Annotated in this window: 26 protein-coding genes and 1 tRNA gene; 11 read left to right on the top strand and 16 right to left on the bottom strand. The window is 56.2% G+C overall.

The window, feature by feature from the left end:
* The first annotated feature begins 29 nt into the window (after nt 1–29).
* The 3 genes from HMPREF3170_RS01095 to HMPREF3170_RS01085 are packed head-to-tail and all read left to right on the top strand — an operon-like array spanning nt 30 to nt 2,550.
* Nucleotides 30–1,028, top strand: a complete 999-nt coding sequence (locus HMPREF3170_RS01095; RefSeq protein WP_083290784.1) for a CE1 family esterase — start codon at nt 30–32, stop codon at nt 1,026–1,028.
* A complete protein-coding gene (locus tag HMPREF3170_RS01090) occupies nt 1,025–1,972 on the top strand; it encodes a diacylglycerol/lipid kinase family protein (protein WP_168161601.1) in 948 nt (315 codons plus the stop codon). Before HMPREF3170_RS01095 ends, HMPREF3170_RS01090 begins: the two co-directional genes overlap by 4 nt.
* A gap of 41 nt (nt 1,973–2,013) precedes the next feature.
* On the top strand, nt 2,014–2,550 hold the full coding sequence (locus tag HMPREF3170_RS01085) for a gamma carbonic anhydrase family protein (RefSeq protein ID WP_070477166.1): 537 nt from the start codon (nt 2,014–2,016) through the stop codon (nt 2,548–2,550).
* A gap of 69 nt (nt 2,551–2,619) precedes the next feature.
* Here the strand turns inward: HMPREF3170_RS01085 and HMPREF3170_RS01080 are convergent.
* From HMPREF3170_RS01080 to HMPREF3170_RS01070, 3 genes are all read right to left on the bottom strand, one after another.
* A tRNA-Pro gene (locus HMPREF3170_RS01080) sits at nt 2,620–2,693 on the bottom strand.
* Between the two features lie 74 nt (nt 2,694–2,767).
* A complete protein-coding gene (locus tag HMPREF3170_RS01075; RefSeq protein WP_070477164.1) occupies nt 2,768–3,133 on the bottom strand; it encodes a YchJ family protein in 366 nt (121 codons plus the stop codon).
* 1 nt (nt 3,134) lies between these two features.
* The gene (locus HMPREF3170_RS01070; protein ID WP_070362494.1) at nt 3,135–4,307 is read right to left on the bottom strand and encodes a bifunctional alpha/beta hydrolase/OsmC family protein; all 1,173 of its coding nucleotides are present in this window, start codon (nt 4,305–4,307) and stop codon (nt 3,135–3,137) included.
* A gap of 158 nt (nt 4,308–4,465) precedes the next feature.
* On the opposite strand from HMPREF3170_RS01070, the gene secA2 reads away from it, so the two are divergent.
* From secA2 to HMPREF3170_RS01045, 5 genes are all read left to right on the top strand, one after another.
* Entirely contained in the window at nt 4,466–6,757 is a 2,292-nt protein-coding gene (secA2, locus tag HMPREF3170_RS01065) for an accessory Sec system translocase SecA2 (protein WP_070477162.1), read from the top strand.
* Nucleotides 6,758–6,874: 117 nt separating this feature from the next.
* Nucleotides 6,875–7,306: an oxoglutarate dehydrogenase inhibitor Odhl gene (gene odhI, locus HMPREF3170_RS01060; protein WP_070362492.1), complete on the top strand. Its 432-nt coding sequence runs from the start codon at nt 6,875–6,877 to the stop codon at nt 7,304–7,306.
* Nucleotides 7,307–7,355: 49 nt separating this feature from the next.
* Nucleotides 7,356–8,099 (top strand): transcriptional regulator FtsR, encoded by a 744-nt coding sequence (locus tag HMPREF3170_RS01055; RefSeq protein WP_083290782.1) that lies wholly within the window; start codon nt 7,356–7,358, stop codon nt 8,097–8,099.
* 1 nt (nt 8,100) lies between these two features.
* Nucleotides 8,101–8,676, top strand: a complete 576-nt coding sequence (locus HMPREF3170_RS01050; RefSeq protein ID WP_070477158.1) for a bifunctional nuclease domain-containing protein — start codon at nt 8,101–8,103, stop codon at nt 8,674–8,676.
* Between the two features lie 124 nt (nt 8,677–8,800).
* Nucleotides 8,801–9,376: a MerR family transcriptional regulator gene (locus HMPREF3170_RS01045; protein ID WP_070362489.1), complete on the top strand. Its 576-nt coding sequence runs from the start codon at nt 8,801–8,803 to the stop codon at nt 9,374–9,376.
* Nucleotides 9,377–9,460: 84 nt separating this feature from the next.
* Here the strand turns inward: HMPREF3170_RS01045 and HMPREF3170_RS01040 are convergent, their stop codons facing one another.
* The 6 genes from HMPREF3170_RS01040 to gndA are packed head-to-tail and all read right to left on the bottom strand — an operon-like array spanning nt 9,461 to nt 17,052.
* Entirely contained in the window at nt 9,461–10,852 is a 1,392-nt protein-coding gene (locus tag HMPREF3170_RS01040; RefSeq protein WP_070477156.1) for a hypothetical protein, read from the bottom strand.
* A 51-nt stretch (nt 10,853–10,903) separates the two neighbouring features.
* Nucleotides 10,904–11,770, bottom strand: coding sequence for a 3-methyladenine DNA glycosylase (locus HMPREF3170_RS01035; RefSeq protein WP_070477154.1), 867 nt, complete (start codon nt 11,768–11,770; stop codon nt 10,904–10,906).
* Nucleotides 11,767–12,819 (bottom strand): hemolysin family protein, encoded by a 1,053-nt coding sequence (locus HMPREF3170_RS01030; RefSeq protein WP_070477152.1) that lies wholly within the window; start codon nt 12,817–12,819, stop codon nt 11,767–11,769. Before HMPREF3170_RS01030 ends, HMPREF3170_RS01035 begins: the two co-directional genes overlap by 4 nt.
* Nucleotides 12,816–14,210 (bottom strand): hemolysin family protein, encoded by a 1,395-nt coding sequence (locus HMPREF3170_RS01025; protein ID WP_070477150.1) that lies wholly within the window; start codon nt 14,208–14,210, stop codon nt 12,816–12,818. The genes HMPREF3170_RS01030 and HMPREF3170_RS01025 overlap by 4 nt, the downstream gene beginning before the upstream one ends.
* Before the next feature lie 3 nt (nt 14,211–14,213).
* Nucleotides 14,214–15,521, bottom strand: coding sequence for a DEAD/DEAH box helicase (locus HMPREF3170_RS01020; RefSeq protein ID WP_070477214.1), 1,308 nt, complete (start codon nt 15,519–15,521; stop codon nt 14,214–14,216).
* Between the two features lie 46 nt (nt 15,522–15,567).
* A complete protein-coding gene (gene gndA / locus HMPREF3170_RS01015; protein ID WP_070362483.1) occupies nt 15,568–17,052 on the bottom strand; it encodes an NADP-dependent phosphogluconate dehydrogenase in 1,485 nt (494 codons plus the stop codon).
* Between the two features lie 36 nt (nt 17,053–17,088).
* On the opposite strand from gndA, the gene HMPREF3170_RS01010 reads away from it, so the two are divergent.
* Nucleotides 17,089–17,511, top strand: a complete 423-nt coding sequence (locus HMPREF3170_RS01010; RefSeq protein ID WP_070362482.1) for a PaaI family thioesterase — start codon at nt 17,089–17,091, stop codon at nt 17,509–17,511.
* Here the strand turns inward: HMPREF3170_RS01010 and HMPREF3170_RS01005 are convergent.
* Together HMPREF3170_RS01005 and HMPREF3170_RS01000 are read right to left on the bottom strand one after the other, a co-directional pair.
* On the bottom strand, nt 17,508–18,581 hold the full coding sequence (locus tag HMPREF3170_RS01005) for a magnesium and cobalt transport protein CorA (protein WP_070362481.1): 1,074 nt from the start codon (nt 18,579–18,581) through the stop codon (nt 17,508–17,510). The genes HMPREF3170_RS01010 and HMPREF3170_RS01005 overlap by 4 nt on opposite strands.
* Before the next feature lie 142 nt (nt 18,582–18,723).
* A complete protein-coding gene (locus HMPREF3170_RS01000) occupies nt 18,724–20,061 on the bottom strand; it encodes an NAD(P)/FAD-dependent oxidoreductase (protein WP_070477147.1) in 1,338 nt (445 codons plus the stop codon).
* Between the two features lie 135 nt (nt 20,062–20,196).
* Between HMPREF3170_RS01000 and HMPREF3170_RS00995 the strand changes: the two genes are divergently transcribed.
* Complete coding sequence (locus HMPREF3170_RS00995; RefSeq protein WP_141742145.1) at nt 20,197–21,525, top strand: SAM-dependent methyltransferase; 1,329 nt, start codon at nt 20,197–20,199, stop codon at nt 21,523–21,525.
* 129 nt (nt 21,526–21,654) lie between these two features.
* On the opposite strand, the gene HMPREF3170_RS00990 is transcribed toward HMPREF3170_RS00995, so the two are convergent.
* Both HMPREF3170_RS00990 and HMPREF3170_RS11205 read right to left on the bottom strand, forming a co-directional pair.
* Nucleotides 21,655–22,365: a YceI family protein gene (locus HMPREF3170_RS00990; RefSeq protein WP_070477145.1), complete on the bottom strand. Its 711-nt coding sequence runs from the start codon at nt 22,363–22,365 to the stop codon at nt 21,655–21,657.
* 6 nt (nt 22,366–22,371) lie between these two features.
* Nucleotides 22,372–22,719: a hypothetical protein gene (locus HMPREF3170_RS11205; RefSeq protein ID WP_071572633.1), complete on the bottom strand. Its 348-nt coding sequence runs from the start codon at nt 22,717–22,719 to the stop codon at nt 22,372–22,374.
* Nucleotides 22,720–22,847: 128 nt separating this feature from the next.
* Between HMPREF3170_RS11205 and HMPREF3170_RS00985 the strand changes: the two genes are divergently transcribed.
* On the top strand, nt 22,848–23,225 hold the full coding sequence (locus tag HMPREF3170_RS00985) for an RNA polymerase-binding protein RbpA (RefSeq protein WP_070477143.1): 378 nt from the start codon (nt 22,848–22,850) through the stop codon (nt 23,223–23,225).
* A gap of 76 nt (nt 23,226–23,301) precedes the next feature.
* Here the strand turns inward: HMPREF3170_RS00985 and HMPREF3170_RS00980 are convergent, their stop codons facing one another.
* Genes HMPREF3170_RS00980 through HMPREF3170_RS00970 form a run of 3 tightly spaced genes read right to left on the bottom strand, consistent with a single transcriptional unit; the run spans nt 23,302 to nt 26,292 of the window.
* Entirely contained in the window at nt 23,302–24,174 is an 873-nt protein-coding gene (locus tag HMPREF3170_RS00980) for a polyprenol monophosphomannose synthase (protein WP_083290780.1), read from the bottom strand.
* Complete coding sequence (lnt, locus tag HMPREF3170_RS00975; RefSeq protein ID WP_070477141.1) at nt 24,128–25,756, bottom strand: apolipoprotein N-acyltransferase; 1,629 nt, start codon at nt 25,754–25,756, stop codon at nt 24,128–24,130. The genes HMPREF3170_RS00980 and lnt overlap by 47 nt, the downstream gene beginning before the upstream one ends.
* Nucleotides 25,753–26,292 (bottom strand): FxsA family protein, encoded by a 540-nt coding sequence (locus HMPREF3170_RS00970; protein WP_070363522.1) that lies wholly within the window; start codon nt 26,290–26,292, stop codon nt 25,753–25,755. The genes lnt and HMPREF3170_RS00970 overlap by 4 nt, the downstream gene beginning before the upstream one ends.
* Between the last annotated feature and the right edge of the window lies 1 nt (nt 26,293).

Genomic DNA, 26,293 nt, shown 5'->3' with positions numbered 1-26,293 from the left:
CAACCTGTGACTGTCAGGAGAATCCGCGAGTGAACATTTCCAACACGATGAACCGGCGCTGGTCGGTGCGTACGGTGCTGCTCGCTGTGCTGCTTGGCTGCGCAGTCATGGCTGGCTGTAGTGGAGACAACGAGGAGCCGGAGGCAACCGATGCGCTGCCGAATCCCCTGCGTACAGTGGAAAACGGTAGTCGGCCTGACACGGTTGCGGAAGTCGAACCGTGGAGCTCTGCATCAGTCGAGTCACGGACGATCCCGGCTGGGGGACTGCAGCGCGAGTACATACTCTCGCTACCAAAGGGCGCACAGCAGCGAGAAGGTTTGCCGCTCATACTCGTATTCCACGGTTACACGAGCACCGCTGCGTCGATGCAGCGTACGACGGGCTTTAACAACGCGGACGCGGTTGTGGCGTACTTGCAAGGTGTGAACAAGGCGTGGGCGCCAGCACCGTATGCAAATACGAACGCACGTCAGGACCTGGCATTCGCTGACGCCGTGCGGGCGCAGCTACAACAAGAGTTTCACACCCAACCTGCTCGTACATTCGCCGCAGGCTTTTCAAATGGTGGAGGGTTCGCGGAGTTCCTGAGCTGCCAGCGACCACAGGATTACACCGCAGTGGCGACTGTGTCAGCCGCCGTCTATGACGCGGTGCTTGAGGGATGCTCGGCGATCCCCGTCAAACGCATCGACATTCACGGGACCGCTGACAGCGTCATTGACTACAGCGGAGGAACCCGGCACAAGACGCACTACGCTGGTGCCTATCAAGACGTTGAGCGAGAAGCTCGACGCAACCACTGCAAAGCCACTGACGAGGAGGCGCCGAAACCAGAGTGGTCAGAAGCACTGCCAGGTGTAGCAAAAGCTGAATGGGTCGGCTGTGATGCGGGGCTTGTGCATTACAAAGTGGATGGCGGCAAGCACGAATGGCTTGGGCCTGGTACTTCGCCGGCATCGAATTTGCCGATCGGTTTTGCCAGTGAAGCAGTACTGGAATTCTTCGGAATAGGGGTGCAAAAGTGACTTCGGAAAAGTTGTTTCATCGCACCGCTGTGGTGGTGTATAACCCGACGAAGATTCGCGCTGCGGTTTTGGAGCGCTTTGTCGAACTCTACGCTGACCCTCGCCGCGAAATTTGCTGGGTACCCACGACAAAAGAGGACACGGCACTTGCTGGCTTCGCGACTGCACTCACCGAGGACGTGGACGTGGTACTCGTCGCGGGAGGTGACGGTACTGTCCGCCGCATCGCTCACGTCTTAGCAGACACTGGCATCAAGATGGGGATTATCCCAGTTGGTACCGGTAATCTACTTGCGCGAAACCTTGGCTTGCCATTGGATCCTGAGAGCGCGATACGCCGTGCGTTTACTGGAGAAGAGCACGCTGTGGACCTTTGCGAAGCCACAGTGACTCGGCGCGACGGCTCGCAGGAGACTTATGGGTTCACAGTCATGGCTGGAGTGGGCCTTGATGCGCAGATGGTTGAACGTACCAGGGAGGAATTAAAGCGACGCATAGGTCCGCTGGCATACATCGGCGGGATCGCACGATCGCTGGGCGGTGGTAACAGTGTGGAGGCTACCGTAACCGTCGACGACCATCCCTCGAACAGGCGTCGCTTGCACACCATGATTTTTGGCAACTGCGGTGACTTGGTGAATAAAATCCCGCTGTTCCCCGATGCGCTCCCCGACGATGGCGAAATTGATGTCGTGGCGATGTCTCCGCGTGGACTTATCGGATGGTTGCTTATTGGCCTACGCATCGTGTTTAACACTCTGCGTGCACTCCTCGGTGGCGGGTGGCAGGGTATCCCAGCTCCGCAGATGGACTATTTCAAAGGACACACGATAAGCGTTGCTTTCGCCGCTCCCGAAGTATTCGAAGTTGATGGCGACACTATCGGGTCGATCGAAGCAGCCACTATCCGGGTGATCCCACAAGCGTTGGTGCTGATGCGATAGATTCCGCTGCAGGGCCAATAGGGTTTCGGCATAATGGCGACATGATCTACTCATTTGAAGGTAAAACCCCGAAGATTCATCCGTCCGCATTCGTGTCCGATGAAGCCACGATTATCGGTGATGTCGAAATTGCCGAGGATACCAATATTTGGCCCGGAGTGGTGATTCGTGGTGATGTTGGCGCGATTCGAATCGGTGAAAGGGTCAACGTGCAAGATGGATCAGTGCTGCACGTTGATGAGAACGGGAAGACCATTCTCGAAGCCGACGTGACCATTGGCCACCTTGCTATGGTGCACGGGTGCCATATTGAACCTGGGTGCCTAATCGGCATGAACGCGACCGTGCTGTCCGGGGCTCGCATTGGCAAGGGGAGCATCATCGCCGGTGGCGCAGTGGTGCTCGAAGGCCAACTGATACCTGAATTCTCACTCGCTGCAGGCGTACCGGCGCAGGTCAAGCGTGAGCTTGAGGAGTCAACTTACGCTGCGCGTGAACGCCACGCAGCCCTTTATGTTGAGTTGGGGAAGCGCGCGGCGAGTGGGTTGGTACCGGTAGAACGCGCCGCAACTGAGTAGCTTACGAAAACTAAAACCCCGCTCAATCAGGAGTTTCGCCTGGTCAAGCGGGGTTTTTGTTGATAGTTGTCGGACTGACAGGATTTGAACCTGCGACCCCCACACCCCCAGTGTGGTGCGCTACCAAACTGCGCCACAGCCCGTTGCCTTCATCCGGCGAATACCGGAACAGCTCCGATAGTTTAGCGCACAGTTACTTCAACTATGAAACCAGCTGTTAGAAGGCAGTGCCGTTGAGGTACACCCATGCGCCGCCCTCGCGAATGAAACGGGAATGTTCTCGCTGGGTGCCACTCGGGTGAAGGGCCTCGAAGCGGACCTCTCCGTAGGTATCCGTTGGGCCACCTTGTTCGGAGTGGAGAACTCGCAGCGCAATATATGGTTCGCCACCTGGTGGAAGCTCCAACGATGCCGGTCGTGTGCTCGAAGCCCAGGTGCGCAGCAAGTAATCCGCATCGCCGACGACGAACGCACTGTAGCGTGCCCGCATGAGCGATTCTGCTGTGGGAGCAGGTTTGCCTGCGTGCAGGGCGCCGCAGCACAGGGGGTATGGGCGATCGAGGCCACATGGGCAGCGTTTCACGTCAGCGCACCACGTCGATGGTTGTCTGCACCGAGGCGCTGTGAACGTAGCCGTCGACGGTTGAGCGTTTGCCGGCCTCCATGAGCGTCTGGGCCTCGGCGTCGCTGAGGTCGCCGAATAACGTGATGTCACGTGTGAAGTGCCCCTCGCCGAGATGTGTGACCTCCACGCGCACGTCGTTGAGCGCAAGTCCTTTCGCGGCGGAACGAATTGCCTGGGAACAAGATACTGCCAACGCGGACATGTACAAGCCTGTCGACGTCACGCCCTGGCCCTTGCCGCCAGCATTCTTAGCCCGGTCAGTTGCGATCGCACGATTGGAGGTGCGAACTACGTCGCCATACTTCGTCCCGCGAGCGGAGTAGGAGACTGCGTTGGAGTCGCCGGTGGCATCCGGGACAAATTCGGGGGTGATGTATTGCATGACCCACGAGCCGATAATGTCGGCCGCACGCTGTGCGGTGCCTTGGCGCGTCAATAAATGATCGGCCTTGTCCAGCGCCATGAGTGACTTCGGGTAGCGGGTGAGGCTAAAAATTGACTGGGCGTTATCAATGCCTACCGTCACATCAATAGGCGAGTGGACCAGCAATAGTGGCTTGCGCAGTTTCGGCAGGTATTCTTCGGGGTTCGTGTCGGCGAGATCCTCAAGGAAGTCGCGTGAAATGATGAGCTCCCTGCCGCCGAGGATGACGGGGACATAGCCGTCGCGGTCCGCGTCACCAATCTTATCCGCATAGTGCAACACCGAGTGAGCAGGGTCGAACGGCGCACCGACTGTCGCTACGGCTTTGAGCGTCTTTTTGAGATCGGGATGGGTCGCCGCTTTCAGTGCTGCAGCGCCCCCGAGCGAGTGGCCCATGATGAGCTGTGGCGCTTTGAACTCTTTGGCTAACCACTTTGCTGCAGCCACGATATCGTCAACGTTTTGTGAGAACGAAGTATCGGCGAATTCACCCTCGGATTGTCCGAGACCAGGAAAATCAAATCTGAGCGTTGCAATGCCGAACTCTGTTAACCGCTTGGAGATTCGCGAAGCACCAGGAGTATGTCTGGACCCCGCAAAACAGTGTGCGAAAATCGCGTAGGCTTTCGCCGGCCCGTCAGGCCGGTCAATCGTTCCGGCCATCATCTTGCCCGTCGACGACGGCACCTTCACGTTCAGCGATAACATGTGGGCTTTCCTCCTGAGAACGGGGACGCATTCGGTGGTCTTTGCTTGAACAAGGATAGAGTACATTGACGTGAACGAGTGAGAAGCACTTACCATGTAGACCAGGTAGTGCGAGAGGCAAAAGGCCACTTTTGCCGTGACGAAAGGTCGTATGAGGAATGGCTGCATTTGGCTGGTTTTGGAAAGCAATGGGTGCAACGTCCGAACGCAACAACAAGAAGTCGAAGGGGATCGTGGCGAAAGCTCACGAGCTCATCGCCGAGTTCGAAGCTCTTGACGACGCCGCGCTGAGCGCCGCTGTGCGTGACACCGTGCGTGACGGAGAGGTCGTCGACAAACCTCGCTTCCTCGCAATTCTGTCGGTTGCCGCCACTCGAACCCTTGGGATGACCCCGTTCGACGTTCAAAACCAGGCGGTTTTGCGCCTACTCGAAGGCGATGTAATTCAGATGGCCACCGGCGAGGGCAAAACGCTCGTTGGAGCTATCGCTGCGACCGGTTTTGCGCTCACTGGTAAGCGGGTGCACCTCATCACCGTGAATAACTATCTCGCTGAGCGCGATGCCACGTGGATGCGGCCGCTTGTCGAGTTCTTTGGGCTCAGCGTTGCCGCTGTAACGGAATCGACGCCACGTGAACAGCGCGTAGAGGCATACCGATGCGACGTCGTCTATGCCCCGGTGACCGAGATCGGCTTTGATCACCTTCGTGACAATCAGATCACGCACCGTTCTCAAACCGTTCAGCTACCAGCCGAGGTCGCTCTTGTCGATGAGGCCGATAGCGTCCTTGTCGACGAAGCCCTCGTCCCGCTCGTCCTGGCTGGTTCTGAAGGTACGCAGCAACCCACAGGCAAGATCACCGAAGCGGTCTCGCACCTTGACGAGGAGAAGGACTACGAAACTGATGCCGATGGTCGCAATGTCTTCCTTACCGAGGAGGGGGCGAAGAAAGTTGAACGTTTGCTCGGTATCGACTCGCTCTATTCTGATGAGCACATTGGCACCACACTTGTCCGGGTCAACCTTGCGTTACACGCTCGAGCACTGCTGATCCGCGACGTACATTACATCGTCGAGGACGGCAAGGTGGCGCTTGTTGACGCCTCCCGCGGCCGCGTCGCTGAACTGCAGCGTTGGCCTGACGGATTGCAGGCAGCAGTCGAGGCAAAAGAGGGACTGAAGGTCTCCGAGGGGGGCCGAATTCTCGACTCGATCACGCTGCAAGCACTTATGCGTCGCTATCCGACGGTCTGTGGCATGACTGGTACCGCCGTAGAAGCCACCGATCAATTGCGTTCATTTTACGACCTGCACGTATCTGTTATTGACCGCGCAAATCCGTTGCAGCGATTTGATGAAGCCGACCGGATCTACGCAACGATGGAGGAGAAGAACCAAGCGATCGTCGAAGAGATCGCGCTGCTCCACATGAACGGTCAACCTGTTCTTGTAGGGACTCATGACGTTGCAGAGTCTGAGGCTCTCGCAGAGGCATTGAACGAGCGTGGGATCAGCGTGAACGTGCTCAACGCGAAGAATGACGCTGAGGAAGCACGCATTGTGGCTGAGGCTGGAGATTTAGGGCGGGTGACCGTGTCTACACAAATGGCAGGCCGCGGTACCGATATTCGTCTAGGTGGCGCTGACGAAGGAGATCACGACAAGGTTGCGAACCTGGGCGGTCTCGCCGTTATCGGTACAGCACGCCACCGCACAGCGCGGCTCGACAATCAATTGCGCGGACGTGCAGGGCGTCAGGGCGACCCTGGCCTGAGCCTGTTCTTTGTCTCCCTGGAAGACGACATTGTTGTTACCGGGGGAGAGGATGAGCGCATCACCGTACATCCCGACGCGTCGGGACGGATCGAATCCTCGCGTGCACAGCAGTTTGTTGACCACTGCCAACGCGTTACAGAGGGCCAGCTGCTAGAAATTCACTCGCAAACGTGGAAATACAACAAGCTCATCTCGGATCACCGCACAATCCTTGATGAGCGGCGAGCGTCATTGCTCGATACCGACGCGGCGTGGCGTGAGCTTAGCGAACGAGCACCGGAGCGCGCCACCGAGCTGGATGCCATCGATGCCGACAAACTACGGCAGGCAGCTCGTGAGATAATGCTCTACCACCTGGACCATGAGTGGTCTGAGTACCTCGCGCTCATGGACGATGTTCGCGAATCGATCCACCTGCGCGCCATCGCCCGTGAAACGCCAATCGACGAATACCATCGAATCGCCATTCGTGAATTTAAAGAACTAGCGAATCGTGCCGTAGATCAGGCCGTCGATACTTTCAGGAAAGTTGTGATTGATAACGATGGAGCACACCTCGAAGATGCTGGTTGGAAGCGTCCGAGTGCGACGTGGACCTACATGGTGTCGGATAATCCGTTGTCGGGTTCGGGGAACTCAGTGATCTCCGGGATTGGAAATATTTTCCGTTAATCCTCATGTTGAGGTTCAGAGCGTTACACTAGAACCGCAACAGCACGCTGACCCACAATTGGGTAATATTGCGATTTAGAATTTATTGACTTTCAAAAACACCGTCAGGAGTTTGGAATGGCCGAAAACAAAGATGCAGACATCGTCCAGGTCGAAACGACCTCCGTCTTTCGCGCTGACCTTTTGAAGGAGATGGAGAACGGCGCTGCTGCAGCCAACGATAACGTCACCAGCACGGAGAATTTGCCGGATGGTGTTGCGTTGCTCGTGGTGAAGCGCGGACCGAACGCTGGCGCAAGGTTCCTGTTGGACCAGGACGCAACCACCGCAGGTCGCCATCCTGAGGCCGACATTTTCCTTGATGACGTCACGGTGTCCCGCCGTCACGCTGAGTTCCGCCGCGATGGTGACTCTTTCGAAGTCGTTGACGTGGGATCACTGAACGGCACTTATGTGAACCGAGAGCCAAAGGACTCGCAGGTGCTCTCCTCCGGGGATGAGATTCAGATTGGTAAATTCCGCCTGGTCTTTATCGCCGACGAAAAGTAGTATTGTCCGTTTGTCTGCCCCTGCCCATTAGAAGAGATTAATCATCACCGTGAGTGCAATACGCCGAGCTGCTACAGAGCAAATGGGAGCCACCGTCGCCCCGTCAGGGACAAAGACCATGTCCATTGGTGTTGTCCTGAAACAGTTGCGGGAAGAGTTCCCTGATGTGACTGTGTCGAAGATTCGCTTTCTTGAGTCCGAAGGCCTGATCACTCCACAACGCACTGCGTCCGGATACCGGCGCTTTACAAGTGATGATGTCGAGCGACTTCGCTACATCTTGGTTACCCAGCGAGACAATTACCTTCCATTAAAGGTGATCCGCGAGCAGCTCGAGGCCATGGATTCCGGTCAGGTCACCGCGATCATGAGCGCGAGCGAAGCTGATCCGCTAGTTTCTCCAGATAGCTTCCGCGCACCAACTTCGACGCACTTGAGCGACCGAGACGTTGCCGAGCAGGCTCAAGCAGACCAAGAACTTGTCGATGAGTTCGTGCGTGATGGATTGATCGTCCCTGATGTGGCTGGTCATTTCACCGCCGACGACGTCCGCGTGGTTACTGCAGCCATGGCGCTAGCGGAATTCGGTTTGGATTCTCGCCACCTCAAGACGCTGCGGACTATGGCTCGTCGCCAGGCTGATCTCATCTCTCAAGTAACGGAACCCGTTGCGAAGTCCGGTAAGGAAAATTCAGCACAGCAAGCGGAAGAACTCGGGCAGCAGCTTTCCGCCCTGGTCGTATCATTGCACGCTTCGCTGCTCAAGAACGAGCTGCGAAATTCCGGGCGCTGAGATGCGGTCGCTGAATTTGCTCGGAGTCTACCCGGTCGGCCCGGAACACTTTCTGTGCGCGTTGCTGCACGCACCAGAGCAGAACCTATTCCTGCCAATTTGGCTTTCTCCATTTTCTGGAGGCAAGCTGGCCGCACTCATTGATGATGTAGGCCCCCTGAACCCGAGTATTTACGAAACGTATTTGGAAACGCTAAAGGATCTCGGCGCTCAAGTGCAGGCCGTGCGCATTGCGAGCTATTACGAAGGCGTGTTTCATGCCGAGGTGTTGCTGAGTACTGGCAGCAAAGTAGACACGAGCATGTCCGACGCGCTGCTTTTGGCTTGGACAGGGGATATTGCTCTCGAGGTTGACCCTCAGGTTTTGCGGCAAGCCGGCATACGGATTTCCGCGGCAGATGCGAAAGGTATCTTTGACCTTGATCTTCCCGTTGTCGAAGGGGACGCTGAAGACGGAAGTGTTTCCGCAAGCGGTGACCCAGAAGCAGACCGCGATTTTGAACAGCTGATGAAGAGCCTTGGCGCGGATGATCTTTTTACTTCCGATGATGAAGATGGGGACGGGGCTGCCAACTAAACTTCCCTCAATGTAAAGTAAAGGTTGAGACTTCGGCGTGTCGGCCCGAGCTGATAGAGTCAAATGCCTAAGCTATCAGTACAAATACTGTTAGCCGAGACAATAGAAAACGGGAGTATGGAAAATGAGCGATCTGCAACAAGAGCTTGAACTTTCCGCAGTGGAAGGGCCTGTTCAGGAAACGCTGTTTGATATCGGGCCTTCTGACGAAGTGGGGTACCGAGTTCCGATTGCATGCCAGGTAGCAGGCATCACGTACCGCCAGCTCGATTACTGGGCGCGCACTGACTTGGTGAAGCCTTCAATCCGTGGCGCAAAGGGCTCCGGCTCCCAGCGCCTCTACTCCTTCAAGGACATTCTGGTTCTGAAAATCGTGAAAGGTCTCTTGGATACCGGGATCTCACTGCAAAACATTCGCCTAGCCGTGGATAAGCTCCGTAACCGGGGTGTGAATGACATCGCCGAGATCACGTTGGTCTCTGATGGCGCAACGGTGTACGAGTGCCGCAGCAACGAGGAGGTCATTGACCTTCTCGGCGGCGGCCAGGGTGTCTTTGGTATCGCGGTCCCGCAGATTATGAAGGATCTGACTGGCACAATTGCTGACTTCCCAGCAGAAACCATCAATCCCGAACTCAATGACCCTCAGCCTGCCGGGTTCGATGAACTCGCAGATCGTCGCCGTCGTAAGTCTTCCTAGAGAGTTCTGAAAGGCTGCAGCCCCGCCGTTTACTCCCCGGCGGGGCTGCAGCCTTTCGGACTGCTGTGGGTCTAGCGCAAGTGGTTAGTCGACAACGGCGGTCAGAGCGGCACTGACCTGCTCAGCGGATGGAGCCTCTTTCACCACGGATGCGACATCTGTCACAGCCGTATCTGCAGGGCTATCGCCTACACGAACGACGTCAAGCTTGATTCGCTCACCGAGCCGGTCCTGCAGTGCTGCTGCCGCCTGTGGTGAACCATCATCATCGGCGGTGCCGGTGGTAATCAACACGATGCGAATATCGCGATCGAGCTCACGCATGGCATCGGCAGCAGCGAAGAGCGCTTCACGAGTCTGCGGAGCACCACCGGTGCCAAGCAAGCTGGCGGTGTATGCGACGTCCTCGGCATCACTGGTCATAGCAATGTTGCTGCGCCAACCCTTCGTTACACCAGGGTTCAGTGGGGAAGAGTAGTTCCAAAGCGCTACTTGATGGCCAGATTCGGTGACACGGTATGCAGCATCGCGTATCGCGGTGTCGACTGCTGGCTTGAAAGGCTGCATCGCATCTGACGTATCGTACAGGAATAACGTGTCCAGAGCTTGCTGTTGGTTTTCGGAACCAACTTCTTTCTGTTCCTTTTCTGTTTCATCGACCGGAATTTCTGCCACCTGGGACCAAACCTGATCAGGGACATCAACCACCTGTGATTTGCTATCAGTTTTCAACGTTGACGCCGCGTACTTCATGAGGTCCTGCCCGGCGCGAGACTTATTCTCATCGACGTTATCAGTACTGTTCAGCGGGATACCGACGTAGTTCAAAACTGCATCTAGCGATGTGAAAACCCGGTCACCGGATGCTTGTTCAATAGCTGCTGCGTATAGACTCTGTTCATCTTGGATTGACTCTATATCTTCCACTGCCTGCTGTTGTAGGACATCTACGGCGCCTGCCTCATCTTTGGCAAGCAATGACGCAACAGCAACAGAGGCATCCGAGCGTTCAGGCAACACAAATCGCACTGACTCCAGCTTAAGTGTCGCTGGATCAGTAGAAGTTTGCCCCTCCACGCCGAGAGGTGCTGCGTAAACAATCTGTGGGTCAGGTACCGCCGCCGAGCGTTTTGCGTTCCTAAGTACGGCGTCTGGGTTCGCGGTTTCCGGAGCGAGAAGGATAGCTGCGTCCTCGACCTTATCGACGAGCTCTGCCTGCATACAGTAGTCCCGCACAACACGGTGCGACTCGTTGTACGCGGCTACGATCGCTTCACCGACCGATCGTTCCGTAGACGCTACTGGCAGTGAGAGTTCTCCAGACACGCACTGTGCTTCAGAAGCATCATCGGACTGTTCTGGCTTCAGCTTCATCATCAAAATGGCACTCAAAATCACAGCGAGCGCGACCAGAATGACCAGGATCGCTCCACCGGACAAGCGATAGTTACTCTTGCCATCAGAATGTCGGCCCATGCCAATACCGTCCTTACTTCGTGTACAACCCGTCTAGCGTTGTCAAACAGTCTATCGCCCTAGAACTACGTCGAGGAGAGCGACGAGCCGGGAGCGTAATTCTTCTCCACGTGCGCTGAGCGCTCGTTGGCGCTGCACGTACATGGCTTTTCCCTCAGTAGTCTCCACAGGAACGATGTCGAAGCCGAGTTCCCGGCAGTCGTACGGGGATGCCTCCATATCGAGGCGACGCGCGTCCTTGGCCAATTCGAAACAGTCAAGGAGGAGCTCGCCAGGGACCAATGGGCCAAGTTTCAAAGCCCACTTAAACAGATCCATGGTGGCGTGCACACAGCCTGGTTGTTCCCTCGATACCTGGTCTTCCCTCCGCAACGCCACAACGTTGAGGGGGCGAGCTGGGGGAGTAAAGAAACGAAACGCGTCGAAGTGGCTGCATCGAAGCTGATGAGATTCAACCACTGAGTTCGTGCCGTCTGCTCCGAGACGAAGCGGAAGATCATGACGAGGGCGTTCCTCGCGGTACAACATTGCCCATTCATGCAAACCGAAGCAGTCAAAGTGCGCCGAACGAGAGGCTGTCGCGCGAAGTAGTTCGTCAATTTCCCGAACGTCTTGTTCACGGTGCTCAAGAAACGACGCGATGTTTGCGCACACGTGCCTGCTGTCTACAACTTGGTAGTCGCGCCATGAAGCTTGAGGAAGCGTAGAGGCGTCGAGAAGCACTGTATTTGCGCCAGGATGCCACTTCTTAAGGTGTGTGGGGCGGAACCTGTAGTAGTCGAACAGGAAGTCCCACACCGGGTGCTTCTGTGCGCGACGACGGCGAGCTAGGTGTGGCTCGACGAATCCGGCCGCACGTTCCTCATGCGACGCGATCCGAGCCTCGTATTCGGCTGACTCCAGGAACGTACGAATCATGAATTCTCGTGGGTCCAGTCTGCGACCGTGCCCACGTACTCCTCAATGACGTCCTCAAGAGCAAGTACGCCAACGAGGCGACCTTGATCGCGGACCTGAGCCATGTGTGCAGAGCGACGGTGCAGCGACGTCAGCGCACTATCCAGCGACTCAGAGCCATCAATCACCATCAATGGGCGGATGCGGCTCACCGGTACCAGTGGATCATCCTCATCGGACTCCATCAGGTCCAAAATGTCCTTCACGTGAATATATCCAACGAGAATGCCGGAAGGCCTAGCAACGGGGAAGCGCGAATATCCGGTTTCACGTACAGCTTGCTCGATTATCGAAAGCGCGACGCCCTCAGGGTAAAAGGGGATGGTTGTCAGACGATCGAGCGGGATCATTACCTCTTTGAGGTTCCTCGACTCAGAGCGCAGCGCCTTTGAAAGGCGAGCTGTTTCCTCAGCGTCAAGAAGACCCTCTTCGCGTGATTCACGAATCATGTTCGCCAGCTGTTTCTGGTCCACAGTGGATGAAAGCTCATCGCGCTGTTCAATACCAAACAGAGCCAGCGTCTTACGCGCTACCCAGTTCAAGAAGCGAATAAACGGCCCCGTGGCCTTCATCCAAAGCGTCATAGCGGGGGTAAGCCAAACAGCAGTTGACTCTGGTCCGGCAATCGCAATGTTCTTCGGCACCATCTCGCCGAACAAAATATGCAAGAAGGAGATGAACGCCAGCGCAATCACGAAGGAAACAGGATGCAGCCACTCACCCGGCAACCCCATCGCGAGAAACGGAACTTCAACATAGTGTGCAACCGCAGGCTCAGCGACCTTACCGAGCACGAGCGACGCGATGGTGATGCCCAGTTGGGCACCTGCGAGGTAAATCGAGAGGTGTTCCGTCGCGTACAGCACGCCAGTAACATTTGTCTTGCCTTGTGCCTGCATTGACTCCAATCGATCGCGCCTGGAGGACACGAGTGCGAACTCTGACGCAACGAAGAACGCGTTGAGCGCCAGCAGGACCAAAATGAGAAGGAATGCTACCCAAATATTCACTGTGCTGACCTCCTCTGAAACTCGATTGCTTCCTCTGGAGAAATCGGACTCAAAATTGCCCTGTCGATCCTGCGATCATCCATTGTGGAAACCCTTGCGAGCCAGTGGCCGGCGCTGCCTGTTTCAAACTGTTCCTGGAAATCAGCTGTACCGGAGGGGAGCACTACTTTGTCGCCAACTGTTGGGATATGTCCAAGTGCTGACATAATCAGTCCTCCAAGAGTTTCGTAAGGCCCCTCGGGTGCAACATAACCGAGCTCCTCCTGCAGTTCATCGAGCCGCACCAAACCAGAAATCTCCCACGACGTTCCGACGTGCAAAAAGTCCCGCTCGGATTCGCGGTCGTCGTACTCGTCGTACACCTCACCGAGGATCTCCTCGACCACGTCCTCAATCGTGACCAGACCTTGCGTTCCGCCGAACTCATCCGCAACCAGCACTACCTGTGAGCCCGCGGAACGAACCCTGTTGAGCACCGCATCGCCGTCAAGCGTCCCGGGGATAAACGGAACTGGCTTGGCCAGCGTTGACAGCTTGGTGGTTGCACGCTGCTTCTTATCTACAGAAAAGGCGTCTTTGATGTGGACCACGCCTATTGTGTCGTCCAAGTCACCGCGGCGGACGGGGAAGCGCGAATGGCCTGTCTCACGTGCAAACGCAATCAAATCCGCTACGGTGTCCTCAGCGTCAAGCGCATTAATGGTTGAACGTGGCGTCATCACGGCTTCGGCGGTGGTCTCTCCGAACTGCAGCGATCTGTCGATCACCGCTGCGGTATCTGCGTCAAGGTCTCCAGACTCCATCGAGTTTCGGACCACCGCACCCAGCTCTTGACCAGAACGAGCGGAGGCTAGCTCATCTGCTGGCTCAATCCCGAGTTTTCGCACAACCCAGTTCGCCGAAGAATTGAGCCACTTAATAAACCAACCAGCTGCGGTATTAAACGCATTCACAGGAGGTACCACGACCCGCGCAGTCTTCAGCGGATCCGTAATCGCCATGTTCTTTGGAACAAGTTCGCCAAAAACCATCGAGAGCAATGTCGCAATCGCCAACGCAAGGATCAGCGCTACTGTCGTTGAGGCCGCTTCACTCAGACCAACGAGCTCAAGCAGGGGGGTGAAGAACTTGCCCAACACCGGCTCGGCGAGGAAGCCAGCTGCGAGCGTCGTCACGGTAATACCGAGTTGCGCGCCTGACAACACGAACGAAAGGTTCGCGTGGTCTCGAGCGACGGCTTTCGCCGTGCGGTCGCCGACCTCCCGGACGTGCTCATCGATAGTTGAGCGCTCGAGTCCTGTCATTGCAAACTCGATTGCAACGAACAGGCCCGTTGAGGCCGTCAACAAGATGAAGCCCAAAAGAGCAAAGATTGAAATGACTATATCCATCGACTATGACCGAGGCGTCCGACGCCTACCGCTCCTTCCCGTCGACCGTCGTCGTTGAGCATTCGCACTGGGGCGTTTCGAACGCCTGGTTGCGTTGTGGTTCTTTCGCTGATGTGGTGGCTGGCCACCAGGCGGTGGCAGGGGCTTCCCAGACGGCTGCCGAGCTCCGGTGATCTCAACGACCTCAGGTGTAAGCTCCTGCGCCCGGACTTCGGTCGCTCGTACTCCAGCTTTGTTGAGGAGCGAGCGAACCTCCTTACGCTGTTCATCCATGACCAACGTAACAACGTTGCCCTCAGTGCCCGCACGCGCTGTACGCCCCGCGCGGTGCAAGTATGCCTTGTGTTCTGCAGGCGGGTCGATGTGGACAACGAGTGAGACTCCCGAAACGTCGATTCCGCGTGCTGCGATGTCCGTCGCAACTAAGACTGGAGTTGAACCATCAGCGAACCCCTCTAGTGCGCGAGTTCGAGCACCTTGACCTTTGTCACCGTGAATTCCCTGCGCGTGAACTCCGGCGCGACGAAGCTTCTTCACCTGCCTGTCCACACCATGCTTCGTGCGCATAAACATGATCGTCTTGCCTTCGCGTGCGGCGATTTCCAGCACTCGAGCATTGCGCGACTCGCGGCTGCCACACAACAGGACGAAGTGTTTCATGGTCTTTACAGCTGACTTCGCTGGAGCTGTGGAGTGCGTAACCGGATTATGCATGTACCTGTCAACGATTCTCTGTACATCGCCATCGAGCGTTGCAGAAAACAGTAACTTCTGGGAATCCTTTGGCGCTCGGTCGACAAGCTTGATGACCTGAGGCATGAAGCCCATGTCGGCCATCTGGTCGGCTTCATCAAGCGTGACGATCTCCAGAGCCCGAAAATCGAGGACGCCACGCTGCAATAGATCCTCTGCACGGCCCGGTGTCGCCACCAAGAGGTCGACTGGTGCCGCCAAAGCGCGGATCTGCGTATTGATATTGACGCCACCAACTACATCTAGCACGCGAAGGCCTTGTGCGCTCGCGGGGCTGTTCAATCGCTGTTGAATCTGGCTTGCCAATTCACGCGTCGGTGCGAGCACAAGTCCACGGGGCCGTCCAGGCTGACTTGGCGCACCACTAAGACGCGCCAACATCGGCAAACCAAACGTAAAAGTCTTGCCGGAGCCGGTCGGACCACGCCCAAGCACGTCTCTGCCTGCTAGGGCATCAGGAATAGCCGCTTCCTGAATTGGAAACGGCCGAGTAATTCCTTCTGCGTTGAGCGCGCGCACCAGGGGGTGGGGAAGGCCGAGATCGGCAAAACTTTTCATTGCAAACACCCTAGTGCCTTTTTGCGGTCAGGTGCTATCGCCACGCTTAGTAACGAAGCTCCTTGCGGTCGCCAGACCACGCGATATGGAACGTGCCGTCCATATCGACGCGCTTGTAGGTGTGCGCACCGAAGAAATCACGTTGTCCCTGAATCAGCGCCGCAGGCAAGCGGTCTGCACGCAAGGAATCGTAGTAGGAGAGCGAGGACGCGAATACCGGAACCGGAAGCCCGAGCTGCGTAGCCGTTATGACGACGCGACGCCACGCATCAATGACGCCGCCCTCCAGCTCATTGCGGAAGTAAGGGTCGAGCAACAGTGATGGCAGCTCAGGGTTTTTCTCATACGCCTCGGTGATGCGGTCGAGGAACTTCGCGCGGATAATGCAGCCACCACGCCAAATCTTCGCCAGCTCACCAGGCTTCAGACCCCAGTCGTACTCCTCGGAACCCGCAGCAATTTCATCAAAGCCTTGCGCGTACGCAACGAGCTTTGAGGCGTACAGAGCACGCCGGACATCCTCGACGAACTGCGCCTTGTCCAGACCAAGGTCAGCGAACGAAGCTTCTACGCCACTAGGGAGGTTGGCCTCCAAGGCCGCGGTGCGTTGCGCAGTAGAAGAAGAAAGCGCACGAGCAAACACTGCTTCGCCGATGCCAGTGACTGGGACGCCCAAGTCTAGGGCCTCCTTCACAGTCCAGCGACCCGTGCCCTTCTGGCCAGCCGCGTCCACAACGACGTCGACAAACGGTTTGCCTGTTTGCTCATCGACTTGCTTCAGTACCTCAGCGGTGATCTCGATCAGGTAGGAATCCAGGTCACCCTCATTCCACTCGGAGAAGATTTCAGCGATCTCCGCCGGCTCCAACCCAGCTGCGTAGCGAAGCAAATGGTATGCCTCGCCGATGACCTGCATATCGGCGTACTCGATGCCGTTATGCACCATCTTGACGAAGTGTCCGGCACCATTTGGGCCAATGTGGGTCACGCACGGAACGCCATCGACTTTCGCGGCAATATCCTCAAGGAGTGGGCCAAGCGCCTCCCATGACTCGACAGGACCACCAGGCATGATCGAAGGACCAAGCAGTGCACCTTCCTCGCCGCCAGAGATACCTGCGCCGACGAAGTGGCGCCCCTTTTCAGCGACTTCTTTCTCACGGCGGATCGTATCGGTGAACAACGAGTTACCGCCATCGATGATGATATCGCCCTCATCCATCGCTTCGACGAGCTGATTGATCACTGCATCCGTAGCCTTGCCAGCCTGGACCATGATGACAGCACGGCGTGGACGCTCCAGCGAGGCAACAAAGTCCTCAATCGTTTCAGATGGGATAAACGAGCCCTCATCCCCGTGCTCGGCCATTACGGCGCGAGTCTTCTCAGGGGACCGGTTGTAGATAGCAACCGTATGTCCGTTGCGGGCGAAATTACGTGCTAGGTTCGAACCCATCACCGCCATACCGACAACGCCGATCTGGGCGAGATGAGTCTGGGACTGATTCGTATCATGCTCGGTGGTAGTCATGCAGACAATACTACGCTGCTGAGAGGAAAGAACGGAATGAGTTTTCTATTCGAAAAAGTTGATCGCGAGCTCAACGAGGAAGAATTGCGGACCCTCAACGAATACAACAACGGTTACGCCAACACGATCGGAATGGTGATCACGGCGTGTAGCCCAGAGTGCGTAACTGCACATATAGACGTCGGACCCCAGCATCTTCAGCCTGCCGGGATCGTCAACGGGGGAGTCTATGCCGGTCTCGCAGAGACGGTAGGTTCCGTTGCAGCGATGGCGACAGCTGGCAGACCTGCTGTCGGCATGAACAACAACACCGACCTCCTACGAAGCGTCCGTGACGGGCGAATCGAAGCATCCGCGCGCCCAGTTCATGTCGGGCGGCGAACCCACCTCTGGCGCATCGAAATGCATCACGAAGGCAAGTTAGTGGCCCTGACGAATCTGAAGCTCCTCGTACCCTAAAGCCAGCGGTTCTTCCTGAACCACCAATACATCAGTGCCATGGTCAGGATCATTACGCCGAGCACCACCGGGTAGGAGTACTTCCAAGCCAATTCCGGCATATTCTCGAAATTCATGCCATAAACACCGGCAATCATGGTCGGGGCCGCAGCCATACCAACTACTGCAGATATCGTACGCATATCGGAGTTCTGTTGCATCGAAACCTTCGCAACCGAGGCGTCAAGCAGGGAGGAAAGGCGTTCATCGAAGCCTGAGAGGTGGTCACTCACGATCGTCGCGTTGTCCTGCACGTCACGGAAGTAAGATCTGAGCGCTTTCCGCATCAGATCACGGTTGTTGGTCAACCCATTCTTTAACGCCGGTGCAAGTGGATCGATCGCGTGGCGCATCTCCAAGATCTCACGTTTGTAGTTGTAAATCTTGTCAATGTTAATGTCTCGCCGAGGCGTAAACACTTCGTTTTCCAGCTCATCGACGTCGCGGCTCAGGTTGTCTGCGACCTTCAAATAGTTATCGACGATGTAGTCGGACACCACCCATGCGACGGCACTTGGGCCAAGCACCGCAAGCTCCTCCTCGCTCTCTAGTTTGCCAGTCAAATCAGGCAGTGGTGCGCCGTGCCGGATTGTGATCGCAAAGTTCGGACCGGTCACAATTTGGACTTCACCAGTGGAAATGATTTCACGGGCATCCGCAACCTCCTCATCGTCGCGGTAATACACCGAGCGCACGACCATGAACAGCTGCTCATCGTAGCGCTCAACCTTTGGCCTCTGGTGGGCATCGACTACGTCGTCAACGATCAGATCGTCAATGTCGAAAAACGACGAGATCTTGGTCATCTGCTCATCTGTCGGACCTTTCAACGAGACCCACACAAACGCGTTATCGTGCTCCCGTGCGACCTGCAGTGCCTGTGGAATCCGATAGTTGCCAGGGACGCGCTTGCCGTCGACAAATACTTTGCAAAAGTCGATCGAGCGTTCCAGAGGGACCTTCACCGGTATGCGCGATGGTTGAAGCGTGCTTTTCGACGACTTCCTCGACAACGGGATCCTTGGTGGCATAGTGGCCCCCTTTACTACCTGCGTCGCGCCAATCAAGGGCGAGGGATATAACAACGCTCGAGATACTACGCCCTTCGAGAACGGAACACGAACGCGCCTCTCCAACCGTATACAAAGGGGAGAGGCGCGTCAGCAGAGTCATTTAGTTCTCTGCGTTTTCGGAGCTCGCGTGGCGTTGGCCGGGTGTCGTCGGAAGGTTGTATCGCTTCGAGCTCAAAGCGTTGTAAACCCACGTCAACGCTGTGACAGTGCGGTTGCGCAGTCCAGTGAGGAATGAGACGTGGACGTAGAGCCACATCAACCAACCCAAGAATCCAGCGATTTCGACCTTGCCCATCTTCACGACAGCGTTAAAGCGAGTGACGATAGCCATCGATCCCTTGTCAAAGTAGGAGAATGGCTCGCGCTGTTCCGGCGTAATCTCGTCTTCAACCTGTGCCTTCAAGATCTTTCCGACATATTCACCGGACTGGATTGCAACCTGGGCGACGCCTGGCAAGCGGTCGCGGCTCATCATGTCGCCCACGATGAATACATTCGACAGTTCGCCAACGGACAGGTCGGCGTTCACCGGCACCTTGCCGTTACGTTCAGCCTCTACACCAGCTTGCTCGGCGACCTGCTTGCCCAGCGGGGAAGCCTGGACACCAGCAGACCAAATCTTCGTTGGAGTGTAGACAGTGGTCTCTTCGTCGGTCTTGGTGTTCTTGTACGTGACGCTCTCAGCGTCGACGTTAGTCACAATGGCATTTAAGATGACAGTAACGCCTGCCTTCTCCAACTCGCGCTGCGCCTTCCGGCCAAGACGCTTTCCAAATGGTGGCAGAACCTGTGGCATGCCGTCGATAAGAAGGATCTTGGTCTGATCTGGTGAGAACGAGTACTGGCCTCCAGCAAATGCGCGGTGCGCCAACTCGGCGATCTGTCCAGCGAGCTCAACACCAGTTGGACCGGCGCCGACGAGCACAAAAGTGAGCAGCCGTTCGCGTTCTTCAGCGGAAGTAGCTAGCTCAGCTTTCTCGAAGGCATCAAGAATGCGCGCGCGCACCTCGAGCGCGTCATCGGCTGTTTTCAAACCAGGTGCGAACTCCGCAAAGTGATCGTTGCCGAAGTAGGACTGGCCTGCACCCGCTGCGAGGATCAATGAGTCGTAGGCATACTGTGACGACGCACCATCATCGGAAGCAGTGACGATCTGATTCGCGGTATCGATCTCGTCAACATTGCCGCGCACAACGCGAACGTTGTCCTGGCTTGCCAAAATCTGGCGAACCGAAGAGGCAATTTCGCCGACAGACAGAAGACCGGTCGCTACCTGATAGAGCAGAGGGGCGAAGATGAAGTGGTTTGTGCGGTTAATAATCGTAATGTCTACGTCTGCATCCGCGAGTGCATGAGCAGCGTTAATGCCACCAAACCCCGCACCTACGATCGCGACGTGATGGCGGTTTCCAGCGGGGCGGTATGGTGTCTGAGTCATAAAAGTGTCGCTCCTTGGGAAAGCTGTTTGAATTTTCTTCCCTTTATAGTACGCCCATAATGTTAGAACGGTATGGTTTTGGAGATGAAGCGTCGAAAACTCCGCTGAAAGTTTGACCAAGTAAGGTGGGGAAGCGTGCCGATTCCTGAACCAGTACCAACGCATTTACACACTGTTGACGCCACAAAGTGGCCACGGCTAGTGCAGCCGTTGGATGGGTTTGCTCTGAAAACTCGCGCCAGGCTTGCAGAGGCCGAGTTTGCTCGAGCCTGTGACGCCGCGGGTGTAACGCTTTCTGGTGACGACGCCGACATTCTCGTGAACCATGAGCGGCTTTTTGAACGAATCGCGGCTGCTGGCTGGACAGGCCTGGCAGAGGGGTACATGGCAGGCGAGTGGTCAGTGACCTCATCGGATGTACTTGTTGAAGTCATTGCGAAGCTGCTGGGGCAGGGCTACGTACCCCGCCGTACATCGTGGAAGCCACGGCCGGAAACTGTTGGAGCGATGCTGCCGAGTTCTCTCGTACAGCACTTTTCGGGCGATCGTGTGAGTGCTTTCCAGGGTCATTTCGCTACAGGTGTCGCAACTACCGAGCGCAAACTGACCAAGTCCTACCCGGAGCAGCGTGCCAAACAGCGTGGCGCGAAGCGCCGCTATATCGATGTGACCACCTACGAAGCACCGCTCGATGCGGATCGAGCCGACTTGGGCGATATACAGGCGCGGAGCGCTCAGCAGTTGCTGGACCTAGTCGGTGCAGGGCGCGGTACGAGAATGCTCGAGTATCCGAACTCGGGAGGTGCTGTGGCTCTGGCCGCGATAGGGCGCGGAGTGGTGGTTGATACTCTCGCAATTAGCCATGACAGTGCCGCTCATCTTCGGGAATACCTCATTCTTAATGGCGCTGCGAACGATGTGCGCGTTGCCGTGGGCAAACTTGGTGACGCCCAATGGGCCCAGCAGCATGGGCCGTATGATGCAATCGTTTCATTTAGTCAGCTTGAATCATGCCCGAAACGCGATAAAGTGCAGTACCTTCGCGCGATGGACCGCATGCTACTTCCAGGCGGGCGTATCGGTGTGCAATCGGTGATGGCACGTCGCGTGCAATCAAAAACCGTGAACCGAGCGTGTCGGAGTGCGCTTCAAGTGCTTGGTGCGTATGTATGGCCAGGTATGGAGTATCAATATGAAGTCGATTTTCTGAAGCTAGTTGAACAGCAAACGCATCTCCAAGCGATCAGTATTAGCCGTGCGCCGGAACATCTTCGGTTGTCGATTCGTTTGCAGCGTCAAATGTTTGAAGGGCGGCTCCGTGAAGCCGCGGCCGATGGCTATGACGAAGTATTTCGCCGACTATGGCTCTGGCAGTTTGCGGTTCGCGAAGCAGTTGCATCAGTAGGGGGCTTGGATCTGGCACAGGCGGTATTGGTACGGAAGCACCGGGGTGGGCGCCGATAAGAGGCAAAGGTCAAGTTCCTTAGTTGACATAATGTACATTATCGGACATTTCCACAACTTTGCATATAGATAGCGGAAGCCCGCCCAATAACGTAACGTGACGTAATTGGGCGGGTAATTCTGGACAGTCTACTTGGTCATATTGAGGCGAATATTGAGTAGCCCGCTCTCGGCAATCTTCGCTGCGACAAATTCAGGCGTCTCAACGCCGTAGTCAGCTCTATCAAACGGTACATCGCCCGCGACGATGAGATGGCTGCCAGACAGGGCTACGTCAAAAGGTGCTGTGACGCGATTCGTCTCGCCATGGATGGTCAAGTCTCCGACCACGTTCACGGTTCCAGCGGAACCGTCTGATGGAACCTTGGATAGATCAATCGGCTCGGTGATCGTGAAGCTTGACGTCGGGTATTGATCCGTGTGAAGAATCTTCCGGCGTACGTTGTTGTCTCGAACATCGCTGTCTGTAGTCAAATTCGTCATGTCGACTACGATTTCGCCAGATTGCAGTACACCCGACTCAATATGTACTTCGCCTTCAACGCCTGTCGTCGATCCTGAGGTCGTCTTTGCTTCACCAGGAAGAACTTCATCGAACGTGAACCCAACGGACGTCGAGTTGACGCCAGGACGCTTTTGGATCTTCCAAACGCCGTTGATGTCAGTGTCCGCCGGTTTAAGTCGGTCTGTATCAATTCCTTCTGTCTTGACTCCACCGCCACCAAACATGTTGAGCAGCAATGGGATCATCGCGATCAGGACCGCGAGCACCGCAATTCCCGCAACAATGACCATCAAGAGCTTCTTCTTGCGGTCGCTGGGAGCTTGCACTTCCTTCATGGGTACTTACCTCAACTTCTCAACTGTTCGCGCTAATTCAATTAATTCGTCACACATGTTACGTAATTCATCCGGGTTTGCACCTTCATCCACAGCTGTCCGGATATCTTCCGCTGTACAACGCAAAACGAAAAGGTTGTCGCGGAGCATAGACACAGTTTCCGGTTTAAGGATGGCTGCCCCTTCATCAATCGCAGTGCCGGCTACAAAGTTACGCTGTTCATACGCACGCTGCTTGCATGACTGGCTGCAATATTTTCGGCGGCGTCCTCTTCCCTGCTGCCGCGCCATTTCTTTGCCACACCACTGACACGTAGGCGATTCGCTCTTCGCGTACACATCACTTTCTGGCATACGGGTCAGCCTAATACACACCTTGAACGGAATGCATGTCCGGTTCAATACTGCGGGAACAAAATCTAAAAGGTGAACGTTATAATAGGGCGACTGCATTTAAATGTGTTTAGAAGGGACAATTGAGTATGGCTGATCGTGTTCTTCGCGGAAGTCGAATGGGCGCTGTGAGCTACGAGACGGACCGAGACCATGATCTCGCGCCTCGGCAGCAAGCGCGATACCGCACTCCGAACGGCGAGATTTTCGAAGTGCCGTTCGCAGATGATGCAGAGATTCCAGAGGAATGGATGTGCAAGAACGGCCAGCTCGGCACCCTTATGGAAGGCGAAGGCGTCGAGTCGAAGCCGACGAAGCCACCCCGTACTCACTGGGATATGCTTCGCGAACGCCGTACTATCGAAGAGCTCGACGTGCTGCTTGAAGAGCGCCTTGAACAGCTGCGGAAACGTCGTCGCGCTGCTGCGCGCTTGGCGAAAGAACAAGCAGCAGAAAACAAGAAGTAAGAGCTAGTTATAGCCCGAAGGCGAGAGGCCACATATTCTGTAGCTTCTCGCTTTTCGTCTAACTGTCAACGCGAAGTTACTTACGCTTCGAAGCGATGAATTCCTTGGCAACCTCTACGACGTTGCCCGCGAGCTGAGGCAGGTCGTTCGCCTTGCTCAGCAGCTCGTTTGCTTTAGAGCGCTTGGCCTCGTAGCTGAGCATTCGGAATCCCTCTTTCGCCATCTCCCGTGCGGTGCCAAACTTTTCGGTGGCACCCCACTTGGTGACTTCCCAGAGAGAAGTTGTCGCGAAGCTTGCGTCTAGCTTAGATTCGCCCAACGTGCGGTCCTCGAATGTAATCGGTACTTCGCGAACGTCGAAACCGGCAAGCTCGGCCTTGTGCGCCATATCGACCTGGAAAATATAGCCCTTGTTGGACAACTCCTGGAGATCGATGGTCTCGAGGACTTCGCGTCGAAAAGCGCGGTAACCTGCGGTCATGTCGCGAACATCGCCACCCAGCGCAAGGGAAACATAGGCGTTTCCCAGCTTGGAAAGCAAGTAGCGCTGCTTCGGCCAATTTTTAACTTCCCCGCCGTCCACATACCGCGAACCGATTACGACGTCTGCGCCGCTTTCGATCTCCTCCAACAAGCGGTGAAGCTCCTCAGGTGCATGCGAGCCATCGGCGTCCATCTGGCAGATAACCTCATAGTCACGCTCGAGTCCCCAGTTGAAACCGTCGCGGTACGCGGCGAGTAGCCCTTCCTTGCCAGCACGGTGCAAGACGTGCAGGCGATCATTCGCTTCTGCCAGTTCGTCGGCCTTCTGCCCCGTTCCGTCAGGAGAATTGTCGTCGACAATAAGGATGTCTACATCATCGTTTGCATCGAAAACCCGGCCAACAATGAGGGGAAGATTCTCAATCTCGTTGTACGTCGGGATGATCACTAATGTCGAATTCGCCACGGTGGCTGCTCCTTTTCCAGCAACGTTTCTCGCCGTTGTTCAAATGTTGTCTAGCATACTCCCTGGGTCGGCGGACTGCTGCACCGAGTATGAGCATGAACCCAAGCCAAACGAACGCAGCCTCGAGGTAGTCCCCAAAACGCACAGCAAATGTCCGCGTTGTATGTAGTGGCAGGCGTTCAATCAGGTGGTTAGCTTCAAATATAGAAGTTTCTTGGCTCACCGTTCCATCAGGGTGCACGATTGCTGACACACCTGAAGTAGCTGCAACAACCACTGCCCTATCCGTTTCAATGGCACGCAGCCTGCTCATCGCCAGCTGCTGATAGGTCATATCGCTAAACCCGAAAGTCGCGTTGTTCGTCGGTGTAGCGAGAATTTGCGCACCATTATTAATTGCCATCCGGTACGCCGGGTCTTCTGCCACTTCATAGCATGTGGCAACCCCAACAGGGATGCCTCCCATGTGGACGACACCTGGGCCATTGCCGGGCTTGAAATCGCTGGCGAGGTCCACGAGGTCCGTGATTTTCCGGAAGAAGTCGCGCATTGGCATGTACTCGCCAAACGGCTGCAAAAAGCGTTTATGATGCGTCTCGTCTGGCCCTGTTTCCGGGTCAAACACGACCATCGTGTTGCGCGCACCGACCTCGTCGCGCGTCAGCGTCCCCACCAGCACCGGTGCCCCTACTGCGCTCACAGCGCGTTCGATTGACGACGCCGCCAAAGGATCTTGAAACGGGTTCACGTCCGACGAGTTCTCCGGCCAAATAACGAGGTCAAGCTTTTCACCTTGTTTTTGGGCATCATTCGCTGCGCGAACAGTTTCATCGACGTGATTTTGTAACACGGCTCTGCGCTGAGCGTTGAAGTCAAGCCCGAGGCGCGGCACATTGCCTTGAATCGCTGCGACCAGTACGGAGTTGCCCTGTGCCGTCTGAGCCTCTGTCCCCTCGCCATCGAAACTCGGGCTGATAAGTCCTCCGAGCCCGATCGGGAGCGCGAAACCTAACGCAGCTACCCTGCGGGTTCTCCCACGCGTGATGAGAAACGTCACGAGGCTTACACCAGCGAGACAGGCGGCGAGAGAAACTAGCGCTGGACCACCAATTGAAGATAGCCACACCAGAGGCCCATTGACCTGCCCCCATGCCAGCCGGACCCAGGAAAATCCGCCGAATGGAAGCGACGAGCGGAGGAACTCCACCGCGATATACACAAATGGAAAAGCAAGGAACCCATACTGGCAACGGGCAATGCGGACGCCAACCGCGCCAGTGATAAGCGCTGAGAGCGCCAGCGTGATAGCGAGCGCCACGTAGGGCATCGCGCCGACGAATGCTCCGATCCAGGGCAGGAGGATCAAGTAGCACGTGGCGGCATGGGCAAACCCGAGCAAGCAGCCAAATGCTGCACTTGGCGATGGCTTCGCTGCTGTAGCAAAACGTTTCCACGGCATCAGAGCGAGGTAGAACGCACCAACGCCGAGTACTGCGAGGAACCAGTACCCGAACGGCTCATAGGAGAACGCAACCGCAACGCCGGAAAGTACCGCGAGGACAAGTCGGAGTGACGCATTCACGACCGTGGTCCCTCTTCCCCACCTTCTGATCGGCGTTTGTGCTCTTCGTAGAGCCAGTCTTCAATTTCATCCGTGTCAATGACGGGGTGCTCATCGTCGCTGGCCCCACGCTCAGGAGTTGGCCGCGTGAACGAGCCGTAGGAAGCAGAGTTTCGGGACATCGGCGTCGATTCGTACATCCTGATTCCAACATTTTCCACGCGTTGCCGCAGAGAGCGTGAAAGGTGGTTTCGGAGTATCGAGCGAGTAGGGCTGAAGACCAAGAAGAACCCCAGGATTGAAGAAACGAAGCCCGGGATAATGCAAAAAGCCCAGCCAACCATGAGAAGCGCAGAGTCGCCTGCTAGCTTCCCTACAGATGTTTTGCCACGTGCCGCCTTTGCGAGTTCGCCGCGGAGCGTGAGCGTCGCCAGTGCACCGCCTAGCACCATCAGCGCGAAGATTGCCAGCAAAGCCCAGCCAACGCCGATTGACTTCGCGACAAGGAAAAACGCCAGCGCTTCTACGAGGAAATACGTCAAAATGTAGATTGGCATG

It is taken from the genome of Corynebacterium sp. HMSC08D02, from assembly GCF_001807505.1.
In the GTDB taxonomy this organism is placed as follows: domain Bacteria; phylum Actinomycetota; class Actinomycetes; order Mycobacteriales; family Mycobacteriaceae; genus Corynebacterium; species Corynebacterium pseudogenitalium.
This window is presented reverse-complemented; position numbering and strand designations above follow the sequence as displayed.